The following is a 20,672-nucleotide window of genomic DNA, read 5'->3' on the forward strand; positions in this document are numbered from 1 at the left end:
TCGAGGCCCAGGAGGTGACCAACCATGGCTGAAGACGACATCGACGAGGACGCCCCGATCTTCGCGATCGCGGCCGCGGCGGAGCTGGCGGCCATGCACGCGCAGACCCTCCGGCAGTACGACCGACTGGGGCTCGTCGTGCCGGGGCGCACGCAGGGCGGGTCGCGACGCTATTCCCTGCGGCACATCCGTCAGCTGCGGGAGGTGGCGCGGATGTCTGCGGAGGGCATCAGCCTCCCCGCCATCGCGCGCATCCTGGAGCTCGAGAACGAGGTCGCGGGACTCCGTCGCGAGGTGCGCGACCTCGAGCAGCGCCTCCGCGAGGAGATGCAGCAGCGTCCCGGCGCGCGGGTGTTCGCCGCCGGTGCCACCGGCGCGGTCGTGACCCTGCGTCACGGGGCGCGTGTCCGGCGTGCGACGGAGGTCGTGCTCTACCGCCGTCCCTCCGACCCGCCCGCGCCCGCGCAGCGAACGGCGGAGGAAGCTCTGCAGCAACGCATAGGAGATTGAGAAAAGACGTTCATAGTTTGGACGGATCCCCCCGTTTCGCGCCCTCGGGCGCCCGGTTCCGTTCCGAAGGATCGTCTCTCATGCCGAACGCCACCGTTCCCGCTTCCGTCCCCTCCACCGCCGCCTCGGTCGGCCTCCTCATCCTCCGCGTCGCTCTGGGCGGCATCTTCATCGCCCACGGCGCGCAGAAGATCTTCGAGGACTCCCTGCCCGCCACCGCCGACGCCTTCGCGGGCATGGGTGTACCGCTCGCCCCCGTGCTGGGCCCGGCTGTCGCCGTGCTCGAGCTCGCCGGCGGCATCCTGCTCGTCCTCGGCCTGCTCACGCGGCCGATCGCGCTGCTGCTCGCGGTCACGATGGTCGTCGCGCTCGTGCTCGTGCACCTGCCGGCGGGATTCTGGGCCGCCGACGGCGGCTACGAGTACGTCGCGGTCCTCGCGGCCGGCGGTGTCGCTCTCGCGCTGACGGGAGCCGGGCGTCTCTCCGCCGACCACGCGTTCCTGCGCGGCCGCGCCCCCCGCTGGCTGGCCTGACCCCGTCCCCCCCGTCGTGCGCGACGTCGTGCGCGGGGTCAGGCGGGTGGGAGGCGGAGGGTGCCAGCCGACTCGTCGAGGGTCAGGTCGTCGACGACGCGCAGCGAGCGCGCGAGGTGATCGAGCTCTTCCAGAACCGTGCCCACGCGCTCGCGATCGCTGCACACGGCCGACAGGGTCACGAGGTGGGTTCCCGTGTCCCACGTGTACGAGACGAACGGCGGCGTCCGCGGATCAGGCGGCAGCGTCATCACGAGCTTCTCGCCCGCCCCGAGGTAGGGGGAGCGGAAGTCCTCGGTGTCGTCGTACTCCATCGGCATCATCGCTCGCGCGGTCCGCACCTGCGGCGTCGCCTCCTGCATCTGCGCGAGGACGACGAGCAGCTCGGGGTCGGCCTTCCACATCCAAGCCCGCACCCGACCGTTCGCGCGGCGCATGAGCATCGGCACCGCCTGGCTCGCGGCCCACGCGGCGAAACGCCCGCCCGGGCGCGGCGTGGCGCCCATCGCGGCGTTCGCCTGGCTCAGCAGCATCCCGATGGCGCGCTTGCGCGCGCGGCGTCCGGAGAATCCGAAGGATTCCGTGACGGGTACCCAGCGGGCGGGGTCGGCATCGGCTTCGAGTCGGGCCATGACCCCAGCCTAGGGATGCCGCCTGAGTGCTCGCCCCCGTCTTCCGTGCAGCCCGGCGCAGGCCCGCGTCGCCCGGTTTCCCCCAACGCCGGGCCGCCTCCCGGAAGCCCCAAGACCGCTCGGGTAAGCTCGGGCGCGCCGCGTCGGCCACAGCCGGCGGCACTCCGCCGTACAGATTGGGCCTGACCCGTGACCGAATCCACGACGACCGAGGGTGTTCCCGCCGACAGTACGCGCGCGCCGCTGACCATCGTGATGGGCGCCGACACCTTCGCACCCGACGTCAACGGCGCCGCCCGTTTCGCCGAGCGGCTCTCCGCCGGCCTCGCCGCCCGCGGTCACGACGTGCACGTCGTGACGCCGAGCGTGAAGCACTCGCAGTCGGGCGTCTTCACCGAGAACATCGAGGGCGCCGACCTCACCGTCCACCGCCTGCCCGGGTGGCGCTGGTACCCGCACGACTGGCTGCGCTTCGTACTGCCCTGGCGCTCGAAGCACTACGCACGGCGCGTGCTCGACTCGGTCAAGCCCGACGTCGTCCACAGCCAGTCGCACATCGTCATCGGGCGCGGGCTCACGCGCGAGGCGCGCAAGCGCGGCATCCCCGTCGTCGCGACCAACCACGTCATGGCCGAGAACGTCATCGACTTCACGACGCTCCCGCCGTTCCTCGACAAGATCATCATCAAGCTCTGCTGGGACGACGCCAAGCGCACGTTCCTGATGTCGCGCGCCGTGACGACTCCGACGCGCAAGGCCGCGGAGTTCCTCGAGGACACGATCGACATCTCGGGCGTCATCCCGATCAGCTGCGGCATCGACAAGCGCAATTACACCCCCGACCTCACGCCGCGGGAGCACCGCCGCATCCTCTTCGTCGGACGTCTCACGACCGAGAAGCACGTCGAGGTCACCCTGAAGGCCGTCGCCAAGCTCGCCCCCGAGCTGGACGTCCACTTCGACATCGTCGGTGGCGGCGACCAGCGCCGGAACCTCGAGCAGACCGCGCAGCAACTCGGCATCAGCGACCGCGTCACGTTCTACGGGCGCACCGACGAGGCCGACCTGCGGGCGGCGTACACGCGAGCCGACGTGTTCGCGATCGCGTCGATCGCCGAGCTGCAGTCGATCGCGACGATGGAGGCCATGGCCTCGGGGCTGCCCGTCGTGGCGGCGGATGCCGTCGCCCTGCCGCACCTCGTCCAGTCCGGTGTGAACGGCTACCTCTTCGAGCCCGGAAACGTCGACGATCTCGCCGACAAGCTGCGCCGGGTGCTCACCGCCTCTCCCGAGGAGTACCTGCGGATGCAGCAGGCCTCGCTCGAGGGCGTCGAGATCCACGACATCGAGCGCACTCTCGACACCTTCGAGAAGCTCTACCGCGGCGAGCCGCTCGACGCGTGACGATGCGGCTCTTCTTCGACGCGCGCTACATCCGCACCGACTTCCACGACGGCATCAGCCGCTTCTCGCACGAGCTCGCCCACGCCGTCTTCGCGGCGGCTCCCGCCGAGGAGGTCGAGGTCACGTTCATCGTGCACGACCCCGCGCAGGTCCCCTTCCTGCCGGAGGGGGCACCGCACGTCGTGCTGCACGCCCCCACGTCGATGCTCGAGCCGTTCGCTGCCCTGCGGCTGAACCGGCATCGGCCCGACGTGGTCTACTCACCCATGCAGACGATCGGCGCGCTCGGCCGGCGGTTCGCCCTCATCCTCACGCTCCACGACACGATCTACTACCGACACCGCACGCCTCCGCGTGACCTGCCGTGGTTCGTGCGCGCGGGCTGGCGGCTCTTCCACCTCTCGTACGCGCCGCAGCGTGCGACGCTCAACGCCGCAGACCTCGTCGCGACCGTCAGTGAGACGAGCAAGCGGCAGTTCGCCGACGTGAAGCTCACGAAGCGCGAGGTGGTCGTCCTGCCCAACGCGCCGCAGCGTCTGGCGGACCTCGCGCCGGCGACGGCGATGCCGGGAGCCGCCAAGCCGCGCAACATCGTCTACATGGGCTCGTTCATGCCCTACAAGAACGTCGAGACGCTCGTCCGCGCGATGCAGTGGCTGCCCGGCCGGACGCTGCACCTGCTGAGCCGCATCTCGGACAGCCGGCGCGCCGAGCTCGAGAAGCTCGCGCCCGCCGACGCCCGTATCGTCTTCCACGGCGGGGTGACGGATGCCGAGTACGCGGCGCTCCTGGCCGATGCGGGCATGCTCGCGACGCTGAGCCTCGACGAGGGGTACGGGCTGCCGATCGCGGAGGCCCTCGCGCTGGGGGTGCCGGCGGTGGTCAGCGACATGGAGATCTTCCACGAGGTCGGCGGGGACGGTGCGCTCTACGTGCCGCCCCGTGACCCGCGCGCGTTCGCGGCGGCCGTCGAGTCGCTCGACGACGATGACGCTCGTGCGGCGCTGGTCGCGGCGGGTCGTGCGCACATCGCCCGGTTCACCTGGGCGGAATCGGCGTCGCGACTGCTCGCGGCATCGCGTCGCGCCCGCGCGCTCCGCGCCCGCTGACCTCGGCTGATCCCTCGACACGGCGCCGGCTGGCGGTGGGGCGCGTCGGGGCGGCCTCGTCCCGCGGCGGCATGCGCGTCGCGTCGGTGGGCACTCGGCGGTAGCCGTCGCGCGCGACCACTGCGAGGGTGCCCGTCACCGCGGCGATGACGACGAGGGCGACGGCGAGAAGAAGCATGTCGGAATCCATGGCAGAAACGCTACGATGGGCGTCATCCTGCCGATACTGGCGGAGATGACGGTATTCGGAGGATTCCTGCCATGCACACGGTCGCCTGCGTCGTCCAGCCCGGATTCGCGCCCTTCGAGTTCGGCCTCGCCTGCGAGGCGTTCGGTCTCGACCGCAGCGACGAGGGGATCCCGAACTTCGACTTCCGGGTCGTGGCGCCCGATCCTGGCGTGGTCCCGGCCAATCTCGCGTTCTCGCTCAACGTCGACGCGGGACTCGAGTTCGCCGACGAGGCCGACCTGGTGATCATCACGCCTATTCCGCGCGAGAGCTGGGATGCCGTCGACGAGCGGGTCACGGCGGTGGTTCGCCGCGCGGTCGAACGCGGGGCGTGGGTGCTCACCGTCTGCAGCGGCGCGTTCGTCGTGGCGGCGGCGGGTGTGCTCGACGGCAAGCGCGCCACGACGCACTGGCGCTACGCCGAGACCATGGCGCGCATGTATCCGCTCATCGAGGTCGACCCCGACGTGCTCTACGTGCAGTCCGACCGGATCATCACGTCTGCCGGCACCGCGGCGGGGCTCGACGCCTGCCTGCATCTGCTGCGGATCGAGCTCGGCGCCGAGGCGGCGAACACGATCGCCCGGCGGATGGTCGTCCCGCCTCTCCGCGACGGCGGGCAGGCCCAGTTCATCGCACGGCCGCTGCCCGAGGCGGCGTCGCTCTCGCTCGCGCCCATCACCGACTGGATGATCGCGAACCTCGACCTCGACCTCTCGGTCGACCTGCTCGCATCGCGCGCTCACATGTCGCCGCGGACCTTCGCGCGGCGGTTCAAGGCCGACTACGGCACGACCCCGGCGGCGTGGCTCGGGCGGCAGCGGATCCTGCGGGCGCAACGCCTGCTGGAGCGCACCGACCTCGGGCTCGACCAGATCGCGGCGGACAGCGGATTCGGGTCGGCATCGGTCCTGCGGCAGAACTTCGCCCGGGCTCTGGGGCTCAGCCCGAGTGCATATCGAGCTCGGTTCGCGTGCACCCCCGAGGCGGCCTCGGCCGCGGGGGCGGCAGCGGAGGCCGTAGCGTCCTGAGCGTCGCGGTGATAAACTTGAGTCACACAGGCTCAAGTTTGAGCCGAGAGATTTCAGGAGAGATATGAACGCCACACAGCAGCCCGGACAGGAGGAGGCGCAGAGCGCCCTCGAGCAGTTCGGCATCAACCTCACCGACCGGGCCCGGCAGGGCAAGCTCGACCCCGTGATCGGGCGTGACAGCGAGATCCGCCGCGTCAGCCAGGTGCTCACGCGACGCACGAAGAACAACCCCGTCCTCATCGGCGAGCCCGGCGTCGGCAAGACCGCCGTCGTCGAAGGCCTCGCTCAGCGCATCGTCGCGGGCGACGTCGCCGAGAGCCTCAAGAACAAGGAGCTCGTCTCGCTCGACATCTCCGCGCTCGTGGCCGGCGCCATGTACCGCGGCCAGTTCGAGGAGCGGCTGAAGAGCGTGCTCAAGGAGATCACCGAGTCGGACGGCCGCATCATCACCTTCATCGACGAGCTGCACGTGCTCATGGGCGCGGGCGGCGGCGAGGGCTCGGTCGCGGCATCCAACATGCTCAAGCCCATGCTCGCCCGTGGCGAGCTCCGCCTCATCGGCGCGACCACCCTCGACGAGTACCGCGAGTTCATCGAGAAGGATGCCGCTCTCGAACGCCGCTTTCAGCAGGTCTACGTCGGTGAGCCGAGCGTCGAGGACACCATCGCGATCCTCCGCGGCCTCAAGGAGCGCTACGAAGCCCACCACAAGGTCGCGATCTCGGACGGTGCGCTCGTGGCCGCGGCATCCCTCTCGAATCGCTACATCCCGGCCCGGCAGCTGCCGGACAAGGCGATCGACCTGATCGACGAGGCCGCGTCGCGCCTGCGCATGGAGATCGACTCCGCGCCGCTCGAGATCGACGAGCTGCGCCGCCACGTCGACCGGCTGAAGCTCGAGGAGCTCGCGCTCAAGAAAGAGAAGGATGCCGCTTCGCGCGAGCGTCTCGAAGCCCTGCGCGCGACCCTGAAGGACGAGCAGCAGAAGCTCGACGACCTGCAGGCGCGATGGGAGCGCGAGCGGGCGTCGCTCAACCGGGTCGGTGACCTCAAGACGCGTCTCGACGCGGCGCGTGTCGAGGCCGAGCGCGCCCAGCGCGAGGGCAACCTCGAGAAGGCGTCGCGCCTGCTGTACGCCGAGATCCCCGCGCTCGAGCGCGAGGTCATCGAGGCGGAGCGCGCCGAGACCGCCGTCGACGGTCCCGAGCGGATGGTCAACGAGCAGGTCACCGACGAGGACATCGCCGCCGTGATCGCCGCGTGGACCGGCATCCCCGTCGGGCGTCTGCTGCAGGGCGAGACCGAGAAGCTCGTGCGGCTCGAGTCCGAGCTCGGCAAGCGCCTCATCGGGCAGAAGACCGCGGTCAAGGCCGTCGCCGACGCCGTGCGCCGCTCGCGCGCGGGCATCAGCGACCCCAACCGCCCCACCGGCTCGTTCCTGTTCCTGGGGCCCACGGGTGTCGGCAAGACCGAGCTGGCGAAGGCGCTCGCCGAGTTCCTGTTCGACGACGAGCACGCCATGGTGCGCATCGACATGTCGGAGTACGGCGAGAAGCACTCCGTGTCGCGGCTTGTCGGTGCCCCTCCCGGGTACATCGGCTACGAGCAGGGCGGCCAGCTCACCGAGGCCGTTCGGCGCCGTCCGTACTCGGTCGTGCTGCTCGACGAGGTCGAGAAGGCGCACCCCGAGGTCTTCGACGTGCTGCTGCAGGTCATGGACGACGGCCGCCTCACCGACGGCCAGGGCCGGACGGTCGACTTCCGCAACGTCATCCTGATCCTGACGTCGAACCTCGGATCGCCGATCCTCATCGACCCGACGCTGAGCCTCGAGCAGAAGCGCGAGCAGGTGCAGATCCTGCTGCGCCAGGCGTTCCGGCCGGAGTTCCTCAACCGCCTCGACGACACCGTCATGTTCGAGGCTCTCAGCCAGGACGACCTCGCGCAGATCGTCGAGCTCTCGGTCGACGCGCTCCAGCGGCGCCTGAAGGACCGGCGCCTCTCGCTCGCCGTCACGCCCGACGCGCGTGCCTGGCTCGCCGAGCGCGGCTACGACCCCGTGTTCGGGGCCCGGCCGCTGCGCCGTCTCATCCAGTCCGAGATCCAGGACCGCCTCGCGATGGCCATCCTGTCGGGCGGGGTGCGCGACGGCGACATCGTGCGGGTCGACGTGGCCGCCGACGGGTCGGCGCTCGTCCTCACGAGTGCCGGTCCCGCGGCGGAGCCCGCCGGTGCCGGTGCCGCCGGTGCCGGAGGAGACGACGACGTGATCGAGGCCGAGCTCCTCGACGACTGATCGATTGCTCGTCCGCGGCGTCGCGTGCGGCCTTCGGGCTGCTGGACGTGCCGTTGACAGGCTGAACGGCGAGAGACCGGCACGGCGGGGTCCCTGAGGGCTGCTCAGCCTGTTCGAGGCACGGCCCGGACCGGGGCGCGCGGAGCCGTGCCGTGCCGGGCCGGGGCCGCGGGCAGAGGCGCGCCGAGCCGCCGGCGTCCCGAGATCGCGTGCCGTCGACAGGCTCGACGGCGCCCGTGAGGCAGCCGCGGGCGCGGAGGCGGTCCAGAGCCTGTTGGCGGCACCGCCCGCCCGGCGAATCGCGGGCCACGACCGCACCACGACCGCACCCTGAGGGCACCTACGCGACGGGCCGGTGCCCTCAGGGTGGGCACGGGGGCACTCATTTCGGCTGCAGTGACGGTGGCGGCGGTGTGGCCGGATGTGGTCGGTCAGGCGGTTGCCGGTGGTGAGGTCGAGGTGCGGATCTACAACATCAACGAGATGCACGCGGGCTCGCTGGAGATCACGGCCCGGGAGGGCACCCGGATCACGGGTGGGCGGACGAATGTCGGCAACCTCAGCCTCGTAGTCGCCGAGGACGGTCGTTCGGCGGTGAGTTCTCGGGCCATCAACGGCTGGGGTGCAGCGGGTGCGAGCGCGTGGGTGACGCTGCAGGTCGATCCCGACGCGGCTACCGGGTCGGTTCTCGCGGGCGGCCAGGGACGGGTTATCAATAGTGTCGGTGTGCCCAACATGGTGATTTCGATCGCGGTGGAGGTGCTCGGGGCTCCCGAGATCACGCAGCATCCGCAGGACGTGAGCGTCGTCGAGGGGCAGGGAGCCGTGCTGAGCGCCGCTGCGTCGGGGCATCCTGCTCCGACCGTGCAGTGGCAGACGTCCACGGATGCCGGGACGTCGTGGGTCGACATCGCCGGCGCGACCGGCGCGGAGTTCTCCATCGACGACGCGCGACTGGCGATGGATGGCACTCTCTACCGGGCGATCTTCACCAACAACGCGGGCACCGCCGTCACGGAATCCGCTCGCCTGAGCGTGCGGGAGGTGCGCTACCTGAACCTCTCGGTGCGCCCGATCGTCCGGCTCGTCGACACCCTCTGAGTCCGTGGTCTGAGCCCCTGACCCGTGCCGCGAACAGGCTGAGCGCAGCCGCGACGCCGGATTCCGGGGTCTGCGAGGTGCTCAGCCTGTTCGCGGCACGCGGCGACGTGAGAGTGTGGGGGAATGCGCACGGTCCGGGCCCTGTGGGGCGCCTCACATCCCGGGCCCTCCGTCGTGGTGACGGCCCTCGCCCTCGCGCTCGGCCTCGCGGCGGGGCTGGAGCCCTGGCGGCTGGTGGTGCTCGTGGCATCCGTGCTGTTCGGTCAGCTCTCGATCGGCATCTCGAACGACGCGATCGACCGCGAGCGCGACCGCGCCGTCGGGCGCACCGACAAGCCGCTCGTCCGCGGTGAGGTCTCGAATCGTGCGGCGTGGATCGCGGCCGGAGCGTCCGTCGTCATCGCGCTCGTTCTCTCAGCGGTACTCGGATGGGGGATGCTGCTCGCCCATGCCGTGACGATCGTGTCGGCCTGGTCGTACAACCTGGGGCTGAAGTCGACGCCGGTGTCGGTCGTTCCGTTCCTCGTGAGCTTCGGGCTCTTCCCCTCGCTCGCGACCCTCTCGTCGCCCGACCCCGCGCTCGCTGCCCCGTTCGCCGCCGTGGCGGGGGCGGCCCTCGGCGCCGCGGTGCACCTGACGAACGTCCTCCCCGATCTCGAGGACGACCGCGACACCGGCGTGCGCGGGCTGCCGCATCGTCTCGGAGCGCCCGCCTCGGTGCTCGTCGCGGTGGCTGGGATCGTCGTCGCCGCGATCGCGGTCCTCGTCGGAGGAGGCAGTCAGAGCGTGCTCGCCTGGCCGTTCTTCGGCGCCGTGCTCGCGCTCGCGGTCGCCGTCGTCGTGCGGATGCGGCTGCGGGGTCCTGACCGCACCGGGTTCCGCCTCGTCATGGCCGCGGCTCTCGTGCTCGCCGCCCAATTGGTCGTCGCCGCCGGCTCGCTGCGCTGACCCGCGCATCAGCGGGCGGCGGCGTCGAGACCCATCGCATAGGCGTTCGGGACGAGCGAGCCGGTGGCGGCGAGCACGCGCCCGAGCATCCGGGTGCGCACCGCGTGCGTGGCGGCGCCGACGGGGCGGCCGAGCCGCATGTTCACCGCCGCCAGGCGGCCCGCGGTCCGGGCCGAGCGCAGGCGGTCGCGCTCCCACTCCGCGAGGCCGGCGACGGGTTCGATCCCGGTGCGGATCCAATCGGCGAGCAGCGGCGCGAGGGTCGCGGCGTCGAGCAGGCCGAGGTTCATCCCCTGTCCGCCGATCGGGCTGATCTCGTGCGCGGTGTCGCCGATGACCGTGACCCGGCCGCGGCGCAGAGCAGGCGCGAGCACGCGCCGCACGCGGAAGCCGGTGGCGCCGGTGAGAGCGTCGGCGGCATCCGATTCGCCGCGATCGCGCATCGCTGCGCGCAGGCGCTGCAGACGCGCCTCGGGCTCGTCGAACGCGGTGTCATGCGGCCCGGGCGGCGCGTCCCACGCCACGAAGCGACGGCGGGCGTCGGGCAGCGGGAAGGACTCGAGCACGCCGGACGCCGCGAGGTGCACGACGGCGACGTCGGCGTCGGGTCTTCCGGGCACGTGCGCGTCGCTCATCAGGTACCGATCCGGATAGCCCGTGCGTCGCACGGCGTTCGGCCGGAACACGAGGTCGCGCGCGCCGACGCCACCGGCGATGACGGCGAGCGGCGCCGACAGCTGCCCGGGCCCGCGGGCGCCCGAGGTCTCGAGCCGCACGTCGGCGGGCCCGGGTGTCACGCGGGTGACCGCGACTCCGCGCAGCGGCGACGGTGCGCCGAACGCGAGAGCGCGCTCGGTGAGGGCCTGCGGGAGTGTGGCGACATACGGATGCCGCACCGACAGGCGGTCGAAGCGGACGACACCGAGCAGCGTGCCGTCACTGCGGGCCTCGCCGCGCGACACGCGCACCGCGTCTGCAAGGATCCGGTCGGTCGCGCCGCCCTCCTCGAGCGCGGCGAGGACGGGGGCATGGAGCCCGATCGCGCGCGAGCCGTCGCCGGTGCGCTCGCGCCGCTCGAGCACGGCGACGTCGACGCCCCGCCGCGTGAGCTCGGCGGCGAGCAGCATCCCGACGGGGCCGGCGCCGACGACGATGACGTCAGGCACGCCCCGCTCCCACGGCGAGCACGCGGAACGGTGCCGGTCGCACGACGTGCCACTCGCCACGACCGGCCAGCGTCGTCCGGAGCTCCCGAGCACGGTAGCTGCGCCGGATCGACCGCAGGCCGTCGGTGCGCAGGAACGTCCCCTGCTGGAGCGGCAGGATCCCGGCGGCGTAGAGCGCGTACGCTGCGTGCCCGCGCTCGATGTCGGCGTGCAGGACGACGCCCCGAGACAGGGCGAGCGAGTCGGCGATGAACGCGTCGAGCTCGGACGCGCCGAGGTGGTGCAGCACGTGATTCGAGATGACGGCGTCGAAGCGCTCGCCGCTCGCGCGCAGCGCGGTCGAGTCGGTGCTGCGGAACTCGAGATCGGGCCGACTGCGCTCGCGCGCGACGGCGAGGGCGCGCGGATCCGGGTCGATGCCGAGCCAGCTGACGTCGAGGCCGTCGCGTTCCGCCAGCCGCGCCAGCCGGGCGGTGACGTCGCCGCCGCCCGATCCGATGTCGAGGACGCGCGCGGGACGATCCAGGCGCGCCAGGGCGGGACGCAGATGGCGACGCCATACGGTTCCCCAGCCGCTGACCGCGCGGTTGACGATGTCGAAACGGCGCAGGGTCTGCGCGAGGGCGTCCGGATCGCAGTCCGGGTCGTCCATCAGCTCGCGCAGGTCGACGTCGCGGTGCCTCAGGTCCATGACGCGACGGGTTCCGCCCGCACGGCATCCGTCGGCACGGTCTCGGCGGCCCCGGTGCCGGCTCCGGCCGCGACCCCCGCCGTGAGGAGTGCGGCCTCCATCGTGAGTCCCGGCCCGAACGCCAGCGTCGCGATCGTCTCGCCGTCGCGCAGGCCGTCGCCCGAGAGCAGCGCGCGGAGGATGAAGAGGATCGTCGCGCTCGACATGTTGCCGTAGTCGCGCAGGACCGCCCGCGATGCGGCGAGCGCCTCGGGCGGCAGCTCCAACCCCGACTCGACGCGGTCGAGGACGGCTCGGCCACCGGGGTGCACGGCCCACGTGTCGACCCGGGCGTCGCCGATGACGTCGGCCACCGCGGCGCGGATCTCGCGACCGATGATGCGCGGCACCTCGGCCGTCAGCACCATGTCGAAGCCGGCGTCCCCGATCGTCCAGGTCATGTCGCGCTCGCCGTCGTCGGTCACCGCGGTCGCGAACCGGTCGAGGTCGAGCCACCGCTCACCGCGGCGAGCGGGATCGGCGCTGACGACCGCCGCGGCCGCGCCGTCGGCGAACAGCGACGCCGCGAGGATCTGATCGGGGTCGTCGGCGATGCGGAAGTGCAGCGTGCACAGCTCGGCGCAGACCACGAGCACGACGGCGTCGGGCTGGGCGGCGCACATGCGTGCCGCTGCCCGAAGCGCCGGGACGGCGGCCGCGCAGCCGATGAATCCCAGGTGGTAGCGCTCGACGGTCGTGGGAAGGCCGAGGTCGCGCACCAGCCGGTAGTCGGGCCCCGGCGCGTACATGCCGGTGCACGACACGGTGACCACATGCGTGATCTCTCCCGGCGCGACGGATGCCGCCGACAGGGCCTCGCGCGCCGCGCGCGCCGACAGCTCGGGGGCGAGGGCGATATAGGTGTCGTTGCGCGTGCCCGTCGAGGGTGAGAGCAGCGCTCCGTCGTCGGAGATGACGGGAAGGGATGCCGGGTCGCCGGCGGCCGGGCCCGCGGCATCCGATCGCGCGGTTCCGGGCTCGAGCGCGTCGGCGAGATCGGTCAGCACGGTGTGCCGCGTCTCGATGGCCGAGGCGTCGAACGCCGCGCGGACCAGTCGCTGCGACAGTCGTCCTATGCCGGGCTGCGCGGCGAAGAGGTCGCGCACGGCGTTCTGATGGAGCACGGCCGGCGGCACGGCGGTGCCGATCGACAGGATGCGGGCGGTCATGCTTGACGATAACCGGCCGGCGGCCCCGGAGGCGCGGGGGTGTCGCACCTCACAGCCCTCGTCTATGGTGCGAGCGCCCCCGTGCGACGCCGGCGGGCGGCTCAGTCGTCGATGACGACCGATTCGACCACGGGCCGGCGGGTGCGGGGCGAGAGCTCGCGCTCGCGGACGGCGGCGGGGGCGGCGTCGATGTCGCCGAGGTCGCCGACGGCCATGACGGTGACGGGGGTGAACGGGGCCTCGATGCCGAGCTTCGCCGCGAGGGCGGCGGCGTCGAATCCGGTCATCTGGTGGGTGTAGAGGCCGTCGGCGTGCGCCTGCACGGTGAAGTGCGCGGCGGCCTGGCCGAGGTCGTAGAGCGCGGTGGGCACGGGCTTGCCGTTGTTCTCGGTCTGCGCGATGAAGACGATGAGCGCGCCCGCGGGGCCGGCCCAGGCCTGGTTGAACTCGACGAGCGTCGAGACGACCTTCTCGTGGGTCTCGGTGCCGCGACGAGCGACGACGAAGCGCCAGGGCTGCGCGTTGAAGGCCGACGGGGCCCAGCGCGCCGCCTCCAAGGCGCTCGCGAGGGCGTCCTCGTCGACGGGGGAGACCTCGTCGTACAGGCGCGTGCTCCAGCGGGCGGCGAGGATGTCGAGGACGGGGGCGTCGGTCTCGGCGACGCGCTCTTCGATGAGGGACATGGGATTCTCCCGGGTTCGTGCGGACAGCGTCGGACTCCATCGTCCCGTCACGTGCGAACCACCGCGCGTTCGCCGACATTCCCCGTCACGAGAAACTCATCGCCGTCCTCCGGGGTGGGCCCGGAGGACGGCGATGCGGCGGCAGGGCGGGGCTGCCCAGCGGTGTACGGCTCAGCGGCGCAGGGCCTCGCTGAGCTTGACGCGGGCGCCCATGCGCAGGAGCGAGTTCTCGTAGATCTTCGCCCCGACGAGGATCGCACCGACGCAGGTCAGCAGCAGGATCGCGAGCGAGAGCAGCGGCTCCCACCACAGCGCGTCGCCGAGGAACAGGCGCATCGGCATGCCGACCGGTGCCGAGAAGGGCACGTACGACATGATCCCGAGGATCAAGGGGTTGTTCCAGGCGAAGATGACGAGGAAGTACGGCGCCATCACGAGCAGGATGAGCGGGGTCGTGGTCGCCCCGATGTCCTCCTGACGCGAGACCATCGCGGCGGCCGCGGCGAAGAGCGCAGCCAGCAGCACGAAGCCGAACAGGAAGAACACCGCGAACCAGGCGATGGGGGCGCCGATTCCCGTCAGCAGCGCGGTCTGATCAGTGACCGTGAGACCGATCACCGCGACGGCGGCGAGGATGAGGATCTGCCCCATAGCCAGCACCGTGTTGCCGATCACCTTGCCCGCGAGCAGAGCCCGGACGGGCACGGCCGAGATCAGCAGCTCGACGACGCGCGTCTGCTTCTCCTCGACGACCGACTGGGCGATCGTCGCGCCGAAGGTCTGCGCCGAGAGGAAGAAGATGGCGCCGAAGCCGATCGCGACGATGTAGCCGAGGAAGCCGGCGTCGCCGGAGGGGTCGAGCAGCTCGACCTTCGGCAGCTGCGCGAGCGCCAGGAGGATGCTGTTCGACACCGACGTGTCGCCGATGACGACGTAACCGGTCGGGGCCGACGCGTCGGCGACGATCGCGGCGTCGACGTCGCCGTCGCGCACCGCGCTCTCGGCGGCGGCGCGGTCGGCGACATCCTTCACGTCGAGGCCGGGAGCGTTCTGGACGTACGAGGCGGCGTCCGGGGTCACCGCGACGGGCGAGCCGCTGTCGTTGCCCGCCGAGAAACCGCCCCAGATCACGAGCGCGAGCGCGCCGAGGAAGAGGATCGCGAACGAGATGACGAACGACTTGCTGCGGAGCTTCGAGCCGATCTCGCGCTCGGCGACGAGCCACGTGCTCTGGGCGAATGAGGGGGATGCGGTGCTCACGGGGCGACCTCCTGGATGACGTCGGTGAAGATCTGGGCGAGGGACGGATGCCGCGGCGTGAAGCTCGCGACGTCGCCGTGCTCGACGGCGCGGCGCAGCACGCGCTGCGCGGTCTCGTCGGCGTCGACGTCGAACAGGGCGTAGCCGCCGTCGAACTCGACGACCTCGACGCCCGGCTCGGTGCGGATCCAGCCGGCGTCTCCGGTGGAGACGAGCTCGTAGCGGTGACCCTGGTGCTCGCGGCGGAGCCCGTCGCGGGTGCCGGCGGCGCGGATGGTGCCGCCGGCGATGATGACGAGGTCGTCGCAGAGGCGCTCGACGACGTCGAGCTGGTGCGACGAGAACAGCACGCCGACGCCCTGGGCCGCCCGCGTCTGCAGGACACCGGCCACGACGTCGACGGCGAGGGGGTCGAGCCCCGAGAACGGCTCGTCGAGGATCAGGACCTCGGGGTCGTGCACGAGAGCGGCGGCGATCTGCGCGCGCTGCTGGTTGCCGAGCGACAGCGTCTCGATGTTGTCGTTCAGCCGCTCCCCGAGACCGAGTTCCTCGAGCAGGGTACGGGCGCGCGACGTGGCCTCCGGCTTCGAGAAGCCGTGCAGCCGGGCGAGGTAGACGATCTGCTCGAGCACCTTCATCTTGGGATACAGCCCGCGCTCCTCGGGCATGTACCCGAAGCGGCGGCGGTCGGCGGCGGTCACCGGCGCCCCGTCGAGGGTGACCTCGCCCCGGTCGCGCGAGAGCACGCCGAGCATGATGCGCATCGTGGTGGTCTTGCCCGCCCCGTTGCCGCCGACGAAACCGGTCAGGCGCCCGTCGGGCACTCGGAACCCCACGTCGTCGAGCACGCGGTGCGTGCCGTAGTTCTTGGTGATGCCGCTCAGTTCGAGCATTCCGCCTCCTTAGCCGATGACTCCACGCTAGGGAGCGGGCGGGGGCGGGCGGATCCCCCGTACGGCGGATCGTGCCGCGATCCGCCCCGCCCGGCGGGGGAGCCGCACGGGGGAGCGGGGGCGGGCGCGGACCGCGTCAGCGGCGCAGGTAGGTGATGACGGGGTGCCCGTCCCGGGCGTCGGCGGTGACCTCGGCGGCCACCCCGTAGACGTCGGCGATGAGCTCGGCGGTCAGCACATCGGCGGGGGCTCCGGCGGCGACGACCCGGCCCGACCGCAGCACCATCACGGCATCGCAGTACATCGCCGCGAGGTTCAGGTCGTGGATCGCGACGATGCACGTGACAGGCAGGTCGCAGACGAGCTCGAGCAGGTCGAGCTGATGCCGGATGTCGAGGTGGTTGGTGGGCTCGTCGAGCAGCAGCTCGCGCGGCTCCTGAGCGAGAGCGCGGGCGATCTGCGCGCGCTGGCGCTCGCCGCCCGAGAGGGTGTGCCAGAGCCGGTCGGCCCGATCGGTGAGACCGACGTGCGCCAGGGCGCGGTCGATCGCCGCCTCGTCCGCCGCCGGGTCGCCGCCGAAGGCGGCGCGGTGCGGGATGCGGCCGAGGCGCACGACCTCGCGCACGGTGATATCGACCTCGGTGTCGGCGTGCTGCGTCACGGCGGCGACGGCGCGCGCGACGCGTCGCCGGCCGAGAGAGGCGAGGTCCTCGTCGTCGAGGGTCACGAGACCGGCATCCGGCCTGACGAGCCCGTGCAGCAGGCGCAGCAGCGACGACTTGCCCGATCCGTTGGGGCCGAGCAGGCCGAGCGTCCGCCCGGGCTCCGGGCGCACGCTCACGCCGTCGACGACGAGCGTTCCCGAGCGCGTCCACGACAGGTCGCGTGCGGCGAGGGTCATGCGCGGTTCCTCCGGCGGGCGAGCAGGGCGATGAAGACGGGCACCCCGACCAGGGCGGTGCCGACGCCGACGGGGAGGGGGGTCGGCGAGAAGGCGACGCGCGAGCCGGCATCCACCCACACCATGAAGACCGCTCCCGCGACGATCGTGGTGGGGATGAGGCGGCCGTGGCGCGACCCGACGAGCAGGCGTGCCATGTGCGGCAGCACGAGGCCGACGAAGCCGATCGCGCCGGCGACGCTCACGAGGGTGGCGGTGATCAGCGCCGTCGTGACGAGCAGGATGCCGCGCGTGCGGGCGATGTGGATGCCGAGGGAGGCTGCGACCTCGTCGCCGAAGACGAACGCGTCGAGCGCCGAGGCGTACCGCAGACACAGCAGAGAGCCCAGCGCGACGACGACGGCGCACAGCACGACGTCGTCCCAGCGGATGCCCTCGAGTGAGCCGAGCAGCCAGAACATCACGCCGCGCGTCTCGTCGGCGTCGGCGAACGCGAAGATCACGAGCGAGGTGAGCGCCGAGAACAGCTGCGTGCTCGCGACGCCGGCCAGGACCACGCGGTCGTTCCCGCCCCCGGCGAGGCGCGAGAGCAGGAGCACCACCGCGAAGGCGACGAGCGCGCCGATGAACGCGCCCCCGGACAGGCCGAGGGCGGCGCCGCCGAGACCGAGCACGCCGATCGCGACGGCGCCGGTGGAGGCGCCGGAGGAGATGCCGAGGATGAAGGGCTCCGCGAGGGGATTGCGCAGAAGCGACTGCATGATGACGCCGCAGAGCCCGAGCCCCGCACCGCACGTCGCGGCGACGAGAGCGCGCGGCAGCCGCTCCTCCCAGACGATCGCGTCCTTCGCGGCCTTGACGGGGATATCGGTCAGGCCGAGGTGATTGGTGACGATGTCGCGGACGTTGACGAGCAGGATGTCGGCCGGGCCGAGCGTGATCGCGACGCCGACGGACAGGACGAGCAGCAGGATGCCGCCGCCGAGCAGCGCGGCCGTGGCGAGGGGGCCGCGGGTGCGGGCGCTCAGAGCTCGTCCCGGTGCTCGTCCATCCAGCTCTCGATCTTCTCGAGTCCGTCGACGAAGCGGATCGAGGGGTTCAGCTCGGCGCCGTGCAGCGCGATGTAGCGCTGATTGCGCACCGCGTCGATCGTCCGGGTCAGGGGATCCGATTCGAGGAACGCGACCTTGTCGTCGAGCCGGTCGCCGGGGAACCGGTCGCGCTGCAGGTCCCCGAGGACGAGCACCTGCGGGTCGCGGTCGACGAGGTCCTCCCAGGTCGTGGCGGGCCAGTCGTCGTCGAGGTCGGCGTAGACGTTGGTGAACCCGGTCGTCGAGGCGAGCAGCGCCGCCGATCCGAGCCCGCCCGCGACATACGGGGTCTTCGTGTCGGCGAACCAGAAGGCCACGGTCGCTCCGGCGGCGTCGATGCCTTCGGTCGCCGCCGCAGCCCGCGAGCGCAGGTCGTCGACGAGCTTCTCGGCCCGATCGGACACGTCGAAGATCTGACCCAGCTCGGTGATCTCCTGGTAGAGCGCGTCGACGGTGAGCGCTGTGGTGCGGGTGCCGCCACCGTTGATGCTGACGCCGTTGTCGCAGTCGGTCGGCGAGAGGTAGCTGCCGATCCCGGTCTCGTCGAACCGGTCGCGCGTCGCGACGCCGCCCTGCGTGAAGTGCCGTCCGAACGAGGCGGTGACGAAGTCGGGGTCGGCCCCGAGCACGACCTCGTAGGTGGGCGCGTTGTCGGCCAGACGGGGCACCTTCTCGTTCGCTGCGGCGAGCGAGGGCAGGATCGGGTCGGTCCACGAGGCCGTGCCCACGATCCGGTCCTCGAGCCCGAGCGAGAGCAGGATCTCGGTCGAGTTCTGATCGAGCGAGACGATGCGCTGCGGCGCGGCCTCGACGGTGATCGAGCGGCCGCAGTTCTCGATCGTCAGGGGGTAGGTGGTCTCCCCGTTCCCCGCCGGGGCGGCCGCGCCGGCGGGGACGACCTCCGACGCGCCGCATCCTGCGAGGACGAGTGCGGCCAGCGGGATGACGGCGAGGCTGGCGAGAAGGCGATGACGCACGGGTGACTCTTTCGTTCGGGGGATCCGCCGGTTCGGGACACGGGGACGGCAGAAGGATAGCCTCGCCTAACCGGCATCCGCCAATCGCCGTGTTGGCGGATCGGACCCCCGGGCGCGATGATGCGAGGATGCCCGCACCCATCGAGCGCTACGCCCTTCTCAGCAACTGCCGCAGCGCCGCCCTCGTGTCCGACTCGGGCGATCTCGACTGGCTGTGCCTTCCCCGCTACGACTCGGGCTCGATCTTCGGCGCGCTGCTGGGCGACCGCTCCCACGGATGCTGGAGCCTGCGTCCGCGTGACCCCGGCGCCATCGCGACGCGGCGGTACGACGGCGACACCTTCGTGCTCGTGACCCGGTGGGAGTGCGCCGACGGCACCGCCGAGGTGCACGAGTTCATGCCGGTCCTCGACGGGGTCGATGCGGTCGTCCGCCGCGTCGTCGGTGTCGTGGGCGAGGTCGACTTCGTGAGCGAGGTGCGGTTGCGGTTCGATTACGCACGGGCCGTTCCCTGGGTGCGGCAGATCGGCGCGGCGGACACCTCCGATGCGCTGCCGACGGGCGTCCTGCTCGCGGTGGCCGGACCCGATGCCGTCACGCTGCGCGGCCCTCGGCTCGTCGCCGAGGACACGATGCACCGGGGCGAGTTCCGCATCGGTGCCGGCAGCACGGTCGACTCGGTGCTGCGCTGGGAGCCGTCGTACCGCGAGGTGCCTCAGCCCTTCGACGTCGACGACGCCCACGAGCGAACCCGCGCCTGGTGGACGACCTGGGCGCGGCGCATCCGCGACGGCGGCCGATGGGGCGACCGGGTGCTGCGCTCCATGCTGGTCCTGCGTGCGCTCACCCACGCCGAGACGGGCGGTATCGTCGCCGCCGCGACGACCTCGCTGCCGGAGGACTTCGGCGGTTCGCGCAACTGGGACTACCGGTACGTCTGGCTGCGCGACGCCGCTCTCACCCTCGAGGCCTACATCTCGCACGGCTATCTCGAGGCCGCGGCGCGCTGGCGCGACTGGCTGCTGCGGGCGGTGGCGGGCGATCCCGCCGACGTTCAGATCATGTACGGCATCGCGGGGGAGCGCGACCTGCCCGAGCGCGAGCTGGACAGCCTGCCCGGCTACGCGGGATCCGCGCCCGTGCGCATCGGCAACGGCGCGGTCGACCAGTACCAGGCCGACGTCGTCGGCGAGGTGATGGTCGCTCTCGAAGCCGCCCGCATCGCCGGCGTCACCGAGACCTCGTTCTCGTGGGCGCTGCAGCGCGCGCTTCTCGATCAGGTCGTCGCCTGGCTCGACCGCCCCGATCACGGCATCTGGGAGATCCGCGGCGAACCGCAGATGTTCACCCATTCGCGCGCGATGATCTGGGCCGCGCTCGATCGCGGCGTCCGGGCCGTCGAGGAGCACGGACTCGACGGGGACCCCGCCAGGTGGCGGACCCTTCGCGACCGCGTGCGCGCCGAGATCGACGAGCGCGGCGTGGATGCCGCCGGCGGGCACTTCACGCAGCACTTCCGCACCGACGAGGTCGACGCCTCGTTGCTCCTGCTCCCGGCCGTCGGGTTCTGCGCCCCCGACGATCCGCGCATGCTCGCGACCGTCGCGCGCATCGAGAGCACGCTGCTGCGCGAGGGCCTGGTGATGCGCTACCGCACCGAGGCCGGCGTCGACGGGCTCGCCGGCACCGAGCATCCCTTCCTCGCCTGCTCGTTCTGGCTCGTCGAGCAGTACGCGGCGACCGGACGCATCGATGACGCCACCCGGCTCATGGACCGCCTGTGCGGGCTCGCGAACGACGTCGGGCTGCTGTCGGAGGAGTACGACGTCACCGGAGGAAGACAGGCGGGCAACACCCCGCAGGCGCTGTCGCATCTCGCGCTCGTGGGCGCCGCAGATGCGCTGGCGGGCCACGGCGGACGCGCGGCGCACCGCCGATGAGCCGATCCGGGCCGCCGACCGGCGCCGCCCGGGCGTTCATCGTGCGGATATGCGCGGGGCCTATGA

At 72.0% G+C, this 20,672-nt stretch carries 20 protein-coding genes; 9 read left to right on the plus strand and 11 right to left on the minus strand.

Annotated elements, in window-relative coordinates:
- The first annotated feature begins 24 nt into the window (after positions 1-24).
- Positions 25-510: a heat shock protein transcriptional repressor HspR gene (locus tag CI089_RS08405; protein WP_094261038.1), complete on the plus strand. Its 486-nt coding sequence runs from the start codon at positions 25-27 to the stop codon at positions 508-510.
- A gap of 80 nt (positions 511-590) precedes the next feature.
- Positions 591-1,043, plus strand: coding sequence for a DoxX family protein (locus tag CI089_RS08410; protein WP_094261039.1), 453 nt, complete (start codon positions 591-593; stop codon positions 1,041-1,043).
- Positions 1,044-1,081: 38 nt separating this feature from the next.
- Here the strand turns inward: CI089_RS08410 and CI089_RS08415 are convergent, their stop codons facing one another.
- Entirely contained in the window at positions 1,082-1,675 is a 594-nt protein-coding gene (locus CI089_RS08415) for a hypothetical protein (protein WP_094261040.1), read from the minus strand.
- Between the two features lie 255 nt (positions 1,676-1,930).
- Here CI089_RS08415 and CI089_RS08420 point away from each other — a divergent pair, with 255 nt between their 5' ends.
- Both CI089_RS08420 and CI089_RS08425 read left to right on the plus strand, forming a co-directional pair.
- Positions 1,931-3,079, plus strand: coding sequence for a glycosyltransferase (locus tag CI089_RS08420; RefSeq protein ID WP_373441593.1), 1,149 nt, complete (start codon positions 1,931-1,933; stop codon positions 3,077-3,079).
- 2 nt (positions 3,080-3,081) lie between these two features.
- Entirely contained in the window at positions 3,082-4,188 is a 1,107-nt protein-coding gene (locus CI089_RS08425) for a glycosyltransferase family 4 protein (RefSeq protein WP_094261042.1), read from the plus strand.
- Here the strand turns inward: CI089_RS08425 and CI089_RS08430 are convergent.
- A complete protein-coding gene (locus CI089_RS08430; RefSeq protein ID WP_094261043.1) occupies positions 4,118-4,378 on the minus strand; it encodes a hypothetical protein in 261 nt (86 codons plus the stop codon). The genes CI089_RS08425 and CI089_RS08430 overlap by 71 nt on opposite strands.
- 71 nt (positions 4,379-4,449) lie before the next feature.
- On the opposite strand from CI089_RS08430, the gene CI089_RS08435 reads away from it, so the two are divergent.
- From CI089_RS08435 to CI089_RS08450, 4 genes are all read left to right on the plus strand, one after another.
- A complete protein-coding gene (locus tag CI089_RS08435) occupies positions 4,450-5,448 on the plus strand; it encodes a helix-turn-helix domain-containing protein (RefSeq protein ID WP_094261044.1) in 999 nt (332 codons plus the stop codon).
- Positions 5,449-5,512: 64 nt separating this feature from the next.
- Positions 5,513-7,747 (plus strand): ATP-dependent Clp protease ATP-binding subunit, encoded by a 2,235-nt coding sequence (locus CI089_RS08440; RefSeq protein WP_094261045.1) that lies wholly within the window; start codon positions 5,513-5,515, stop codon positions 7,745-7,747.
- A gap of 402 nt (positions 7,748-8,149) precedes the next feature.
- Positions 8,150-8,848 (plus strand): immunoglobulin domain-containing protein, encoded by a 699-nt coding sequence (locus tag CI089_RS08445; RefSeq protein ID WP_143738953.1) that lies wholly within the window; start codon positions 8,150-8,152, stop codon positions 8,846-8,848.
- Positions 8,849-8,971: 123 nt separating this feature from the next.
- The gene (locus CI089_RS08450) at positions 8,972-9,796 is read left to right on the plus strand and encodes a UbiA family prenyltransferase (protein WP_094261047.1); all 825 of its coding nucleotides are present in this window, start codon (positions 8,972-8,974) and stop codon (positions 9,794-9,796) included.
- A gap of 8 nt (positions 9,797-9,804) precedes the next feature.
- Here CI089_RS08450 and CI089_RS08455 read toward each other — a convergent pair whose 3' ends face one another.
- The 9 genes from CI089_RS08455 to CI089_RS08495 form a co-directional block, all read right to left on the minus strand.
- Positions 9,805-10,962: an FAD-dependent oxidoreductase gene (locus CI089_RS08455; protein ID WP_094261048.1), complete on the minus strand. Its 1,158-nt coding sequence runs from the start codon at positions 10,960-10,962 to the stop codon at positions 9,805-9,807.
- Positions 10,955-11,653 carry a methyltransferase domain-containing protein gene (locus tag CI089_RS08460; RefSeq protein ID WP_094261049.1) on the minus strand — a complete coding sequence of 233 codons (699 nt, stop codon included), beginning with the start codon at positions 11,651-11,653 and terminating at the stop codon, positions 10,955-10,957. The genes CI089_RS08455 and CI089_RS08460 overlap by 8 nt, the downstream gene beginning before the upstream one ends.
- On the minus strand, positions 11,644-12,861 hold the full coding sequence (locus tag CI089_RS08465; protein WP_094261050.1) for a type III polyketide synthase: 1,218 nt from the start codon (positions 12,859-12,861) through the stop codon (positions 11,644-11,646). The genes CI089_RS08460 and CI089_RS08465 overlap by 10 nt, the downstream gene beginning before the upstream one ends.
- A 101-nt stretch (positions 12,862-12,962) precedes the next feature.
- Positions 12,963-13,544: a nitroreductase family protein gene (locus CI089_RS08470; RefSeq protein WP_094261051.1), complete on the minus strand. Its 582-nt coding sequence runs from the start codon at positions 13,542-13,544 to the stop codon at positions 12,963-12,965.
- 171 nt (positions 13,545-13,715) lie between these two features.
- Entirely contained in the window at positions 13,716-14,804 is a 1,089-nt protein-coding gene (locus tag CI089_RS08475; RefSeq protein WP_094261052.1) for an ABC transporter permease, read from the minus strand.
- Complete coding sequence (locus tag CI089_RS08480; protein ID WP_094261053.1) at positions 14,801-15,697, minus strand: ABC transporter ATP-binding protein; 897 nt, start codon at positions 15,695-15,697, stop codon at positions 14,801-14,803. Before CI089_RS08480 ends, CI089_RS08475 begins: the two co-directional genes overlap by 4 nt.
- Positions 15,698-15,833: 136 nt before the next feature.
- Positions 15,834-16,598: an ABC transporter ATP-binding protein gene (locus CI089_RS08485; RefSeq protein ID WP_094261054.1), complete on the minus strand. Its 765-nt coding sequence runs from the start codon at positions 16,596-16,598 to the stop codon at positions 15,834-15,836.
- The gene (locus CI089_RS08490; RefSeq protein WP_441338598.1) at positions 16,595-17,653 is read right to left on the minus strand and encodes a FecCD family ABC transporter permease; all 1,059 of its coding nucleotides are present in this window, start codon (positions 17,651-17,653) and stop codon (positions 16,595-16,597) included. Before CI089_RS08490 ends, CI089_RS08485 begins: the two co-directional genes overlap by 4 nt.
- Positions 17,623-18,666 carry an ABC transporter substrate-binding protein gene (locus CI089_RS08495; protein ID WP_094261055.1) on the minus strand — a complete coding sequence of 348 codons (1,044 nt, stop codon included), beginning with the start codon at positions 18,664-18,666 and terminating at the stop codon, positions 17,623-17,625. The genes CI089_RS08490 and CI089_RS08495 overlap by 31 nt, the downstream gene beginning before the upstream one ends.
- Before the next feature lie 128 nt (positions 18,667-18,794).
- Here CI089_RS08495 and CI089_RS08500 point away from each other — a divergent pair, with 128 nt between their 5' ends.
- Positions 18,795-20,606, plus strand: a complete 1,812-nt coding sequence (locus CI089_RS08500) for a glycoside hydrolase family 15 protein (RefSeq protein ID WP_094261056.1) — start codon at positions 18,795-18,797, stop codon at positions 20,604-20,606.
- Positions 20,607-20,672 lie beyond the last annotated feature (66 nt).

The organism is Microbacterium sp. Yaish 1, assembly GCF_002245215.1.
In the GTDB taxonomy this organism is placed as follows: domain Bacteria; phylum Actinomycetota; class Actinomycetes; order Actinomycetales; family Microbacteriaceae; genus Microbacterium.

Excerpts from the sequence above, each read along its gene's own strand:
- CI089_RS08405 (WP_094261038.1), top strand. The coding sequence starts at position 25 with ATGGCTGAAGACGACATCGACGAGGACGCCCCGATCTTCGCGATCGCG.
- CI089_RS08410 (WP_094261039.1), top strand. The coding sequence starts at position 591 with ATGCCGAACGCCACCGTTCCCGCTTCCGTCCCCTCCACCGCCGCCTCG.
- CI089_RS08415 (WP_094261040.1), bottom strand. The coding sequence starts at position 1,675 with ATGGCCCGACTCGAAGCCGATGCCGACCCCGCCCGCTGGGTACCCGTC.
- CI089_RS08420 (WP_373441593.1), top strand. The coding sequence starts at position 1,931 with ATGGGCGCCGACACCTTCGCACCCGACGTCAACGGCGCCGCCCGTTTC.
- CI089_RS08425 (WP_094261042.1), top strand. The coding sequence starts at position 3,082 with ATGCGGCTCTTCTTCGACGCGCGCTACATCCGCACCGACTTCCACGAC.
- CI089_RS08430 (WP_094261043.1), bottom strand. The coding sequence starts at position 4,378 with ATGGATTCCGACATGCTTCTTCTCGCCGTCGCCCTCGTCGTCATCGCC.
- CI089_RS08435 (WP_094261044.1), top strand. The coding sequence starts at position 4,450 with ATGCACACGGTCGCCTGCGTCGTCCAGCCCGGATTCGCGCCCTTCGAG.
- CI089_RS08440 (WP_094261045.1), top strand. The coding sequence starts at position 5,513 with ATGAACGCCACACAGCAGCCCGGACAGGAGGAGGCGCAGAGCGCCCTC.
- CI089_RS08450 (WP_094261047.1), top strand. The coding sequence starts at position 8,972 with ATGCGCACGGTCCGGGCCCTGTGGGGCGCCTCACATCCCGGGCCCTCC.
- CI089_RS08460 (WP_094261049.1), bottom strand. The coding sequence starts at position 11,653 with ATGGACCTGAGGCACCGCGACGTCGACCTGCGCGAGCTGATGGACGAC.
- CI089_RS08465 (WP_094261050.1), bottom strand. The coding sequence starts at position 12,861 with ATGACCGCCCGCATCCTGTCGATCGGCACCGCCGTGCCGCCGGCCGTG.
- CI089_RS08470 (WP_094261051.1), bottom strand. The coding sequence starts at position 13,544 with ATGTCCCTCATCGAAGAGCGCGTCGCCGAGACCGACGCCCCCGTCCTC.
- CI089_RS08480 (WP_094261053.1), bottom strand. The coding sequence starts at position 15,697 with ATGCTCGAACTGAGCGGCATCACCAAGAACTACGGCACGCACCGCGTG.
- CI089_RS08485 (WP_094261054.1), bottom strand. The coding sequence starts at position 16,598 with ATGACCCTCGCCGCACGCGACCTGTCGTGGACGCGCTCGGGAACGCTC.
- CI089_RS08500 (WP_094261056.1), top strand. The coding sequence starts at position 18,795 with ATGCCCGCACCCATCGAGCGCTACGCCCTTCTCAGCAACTGCCGCAGC.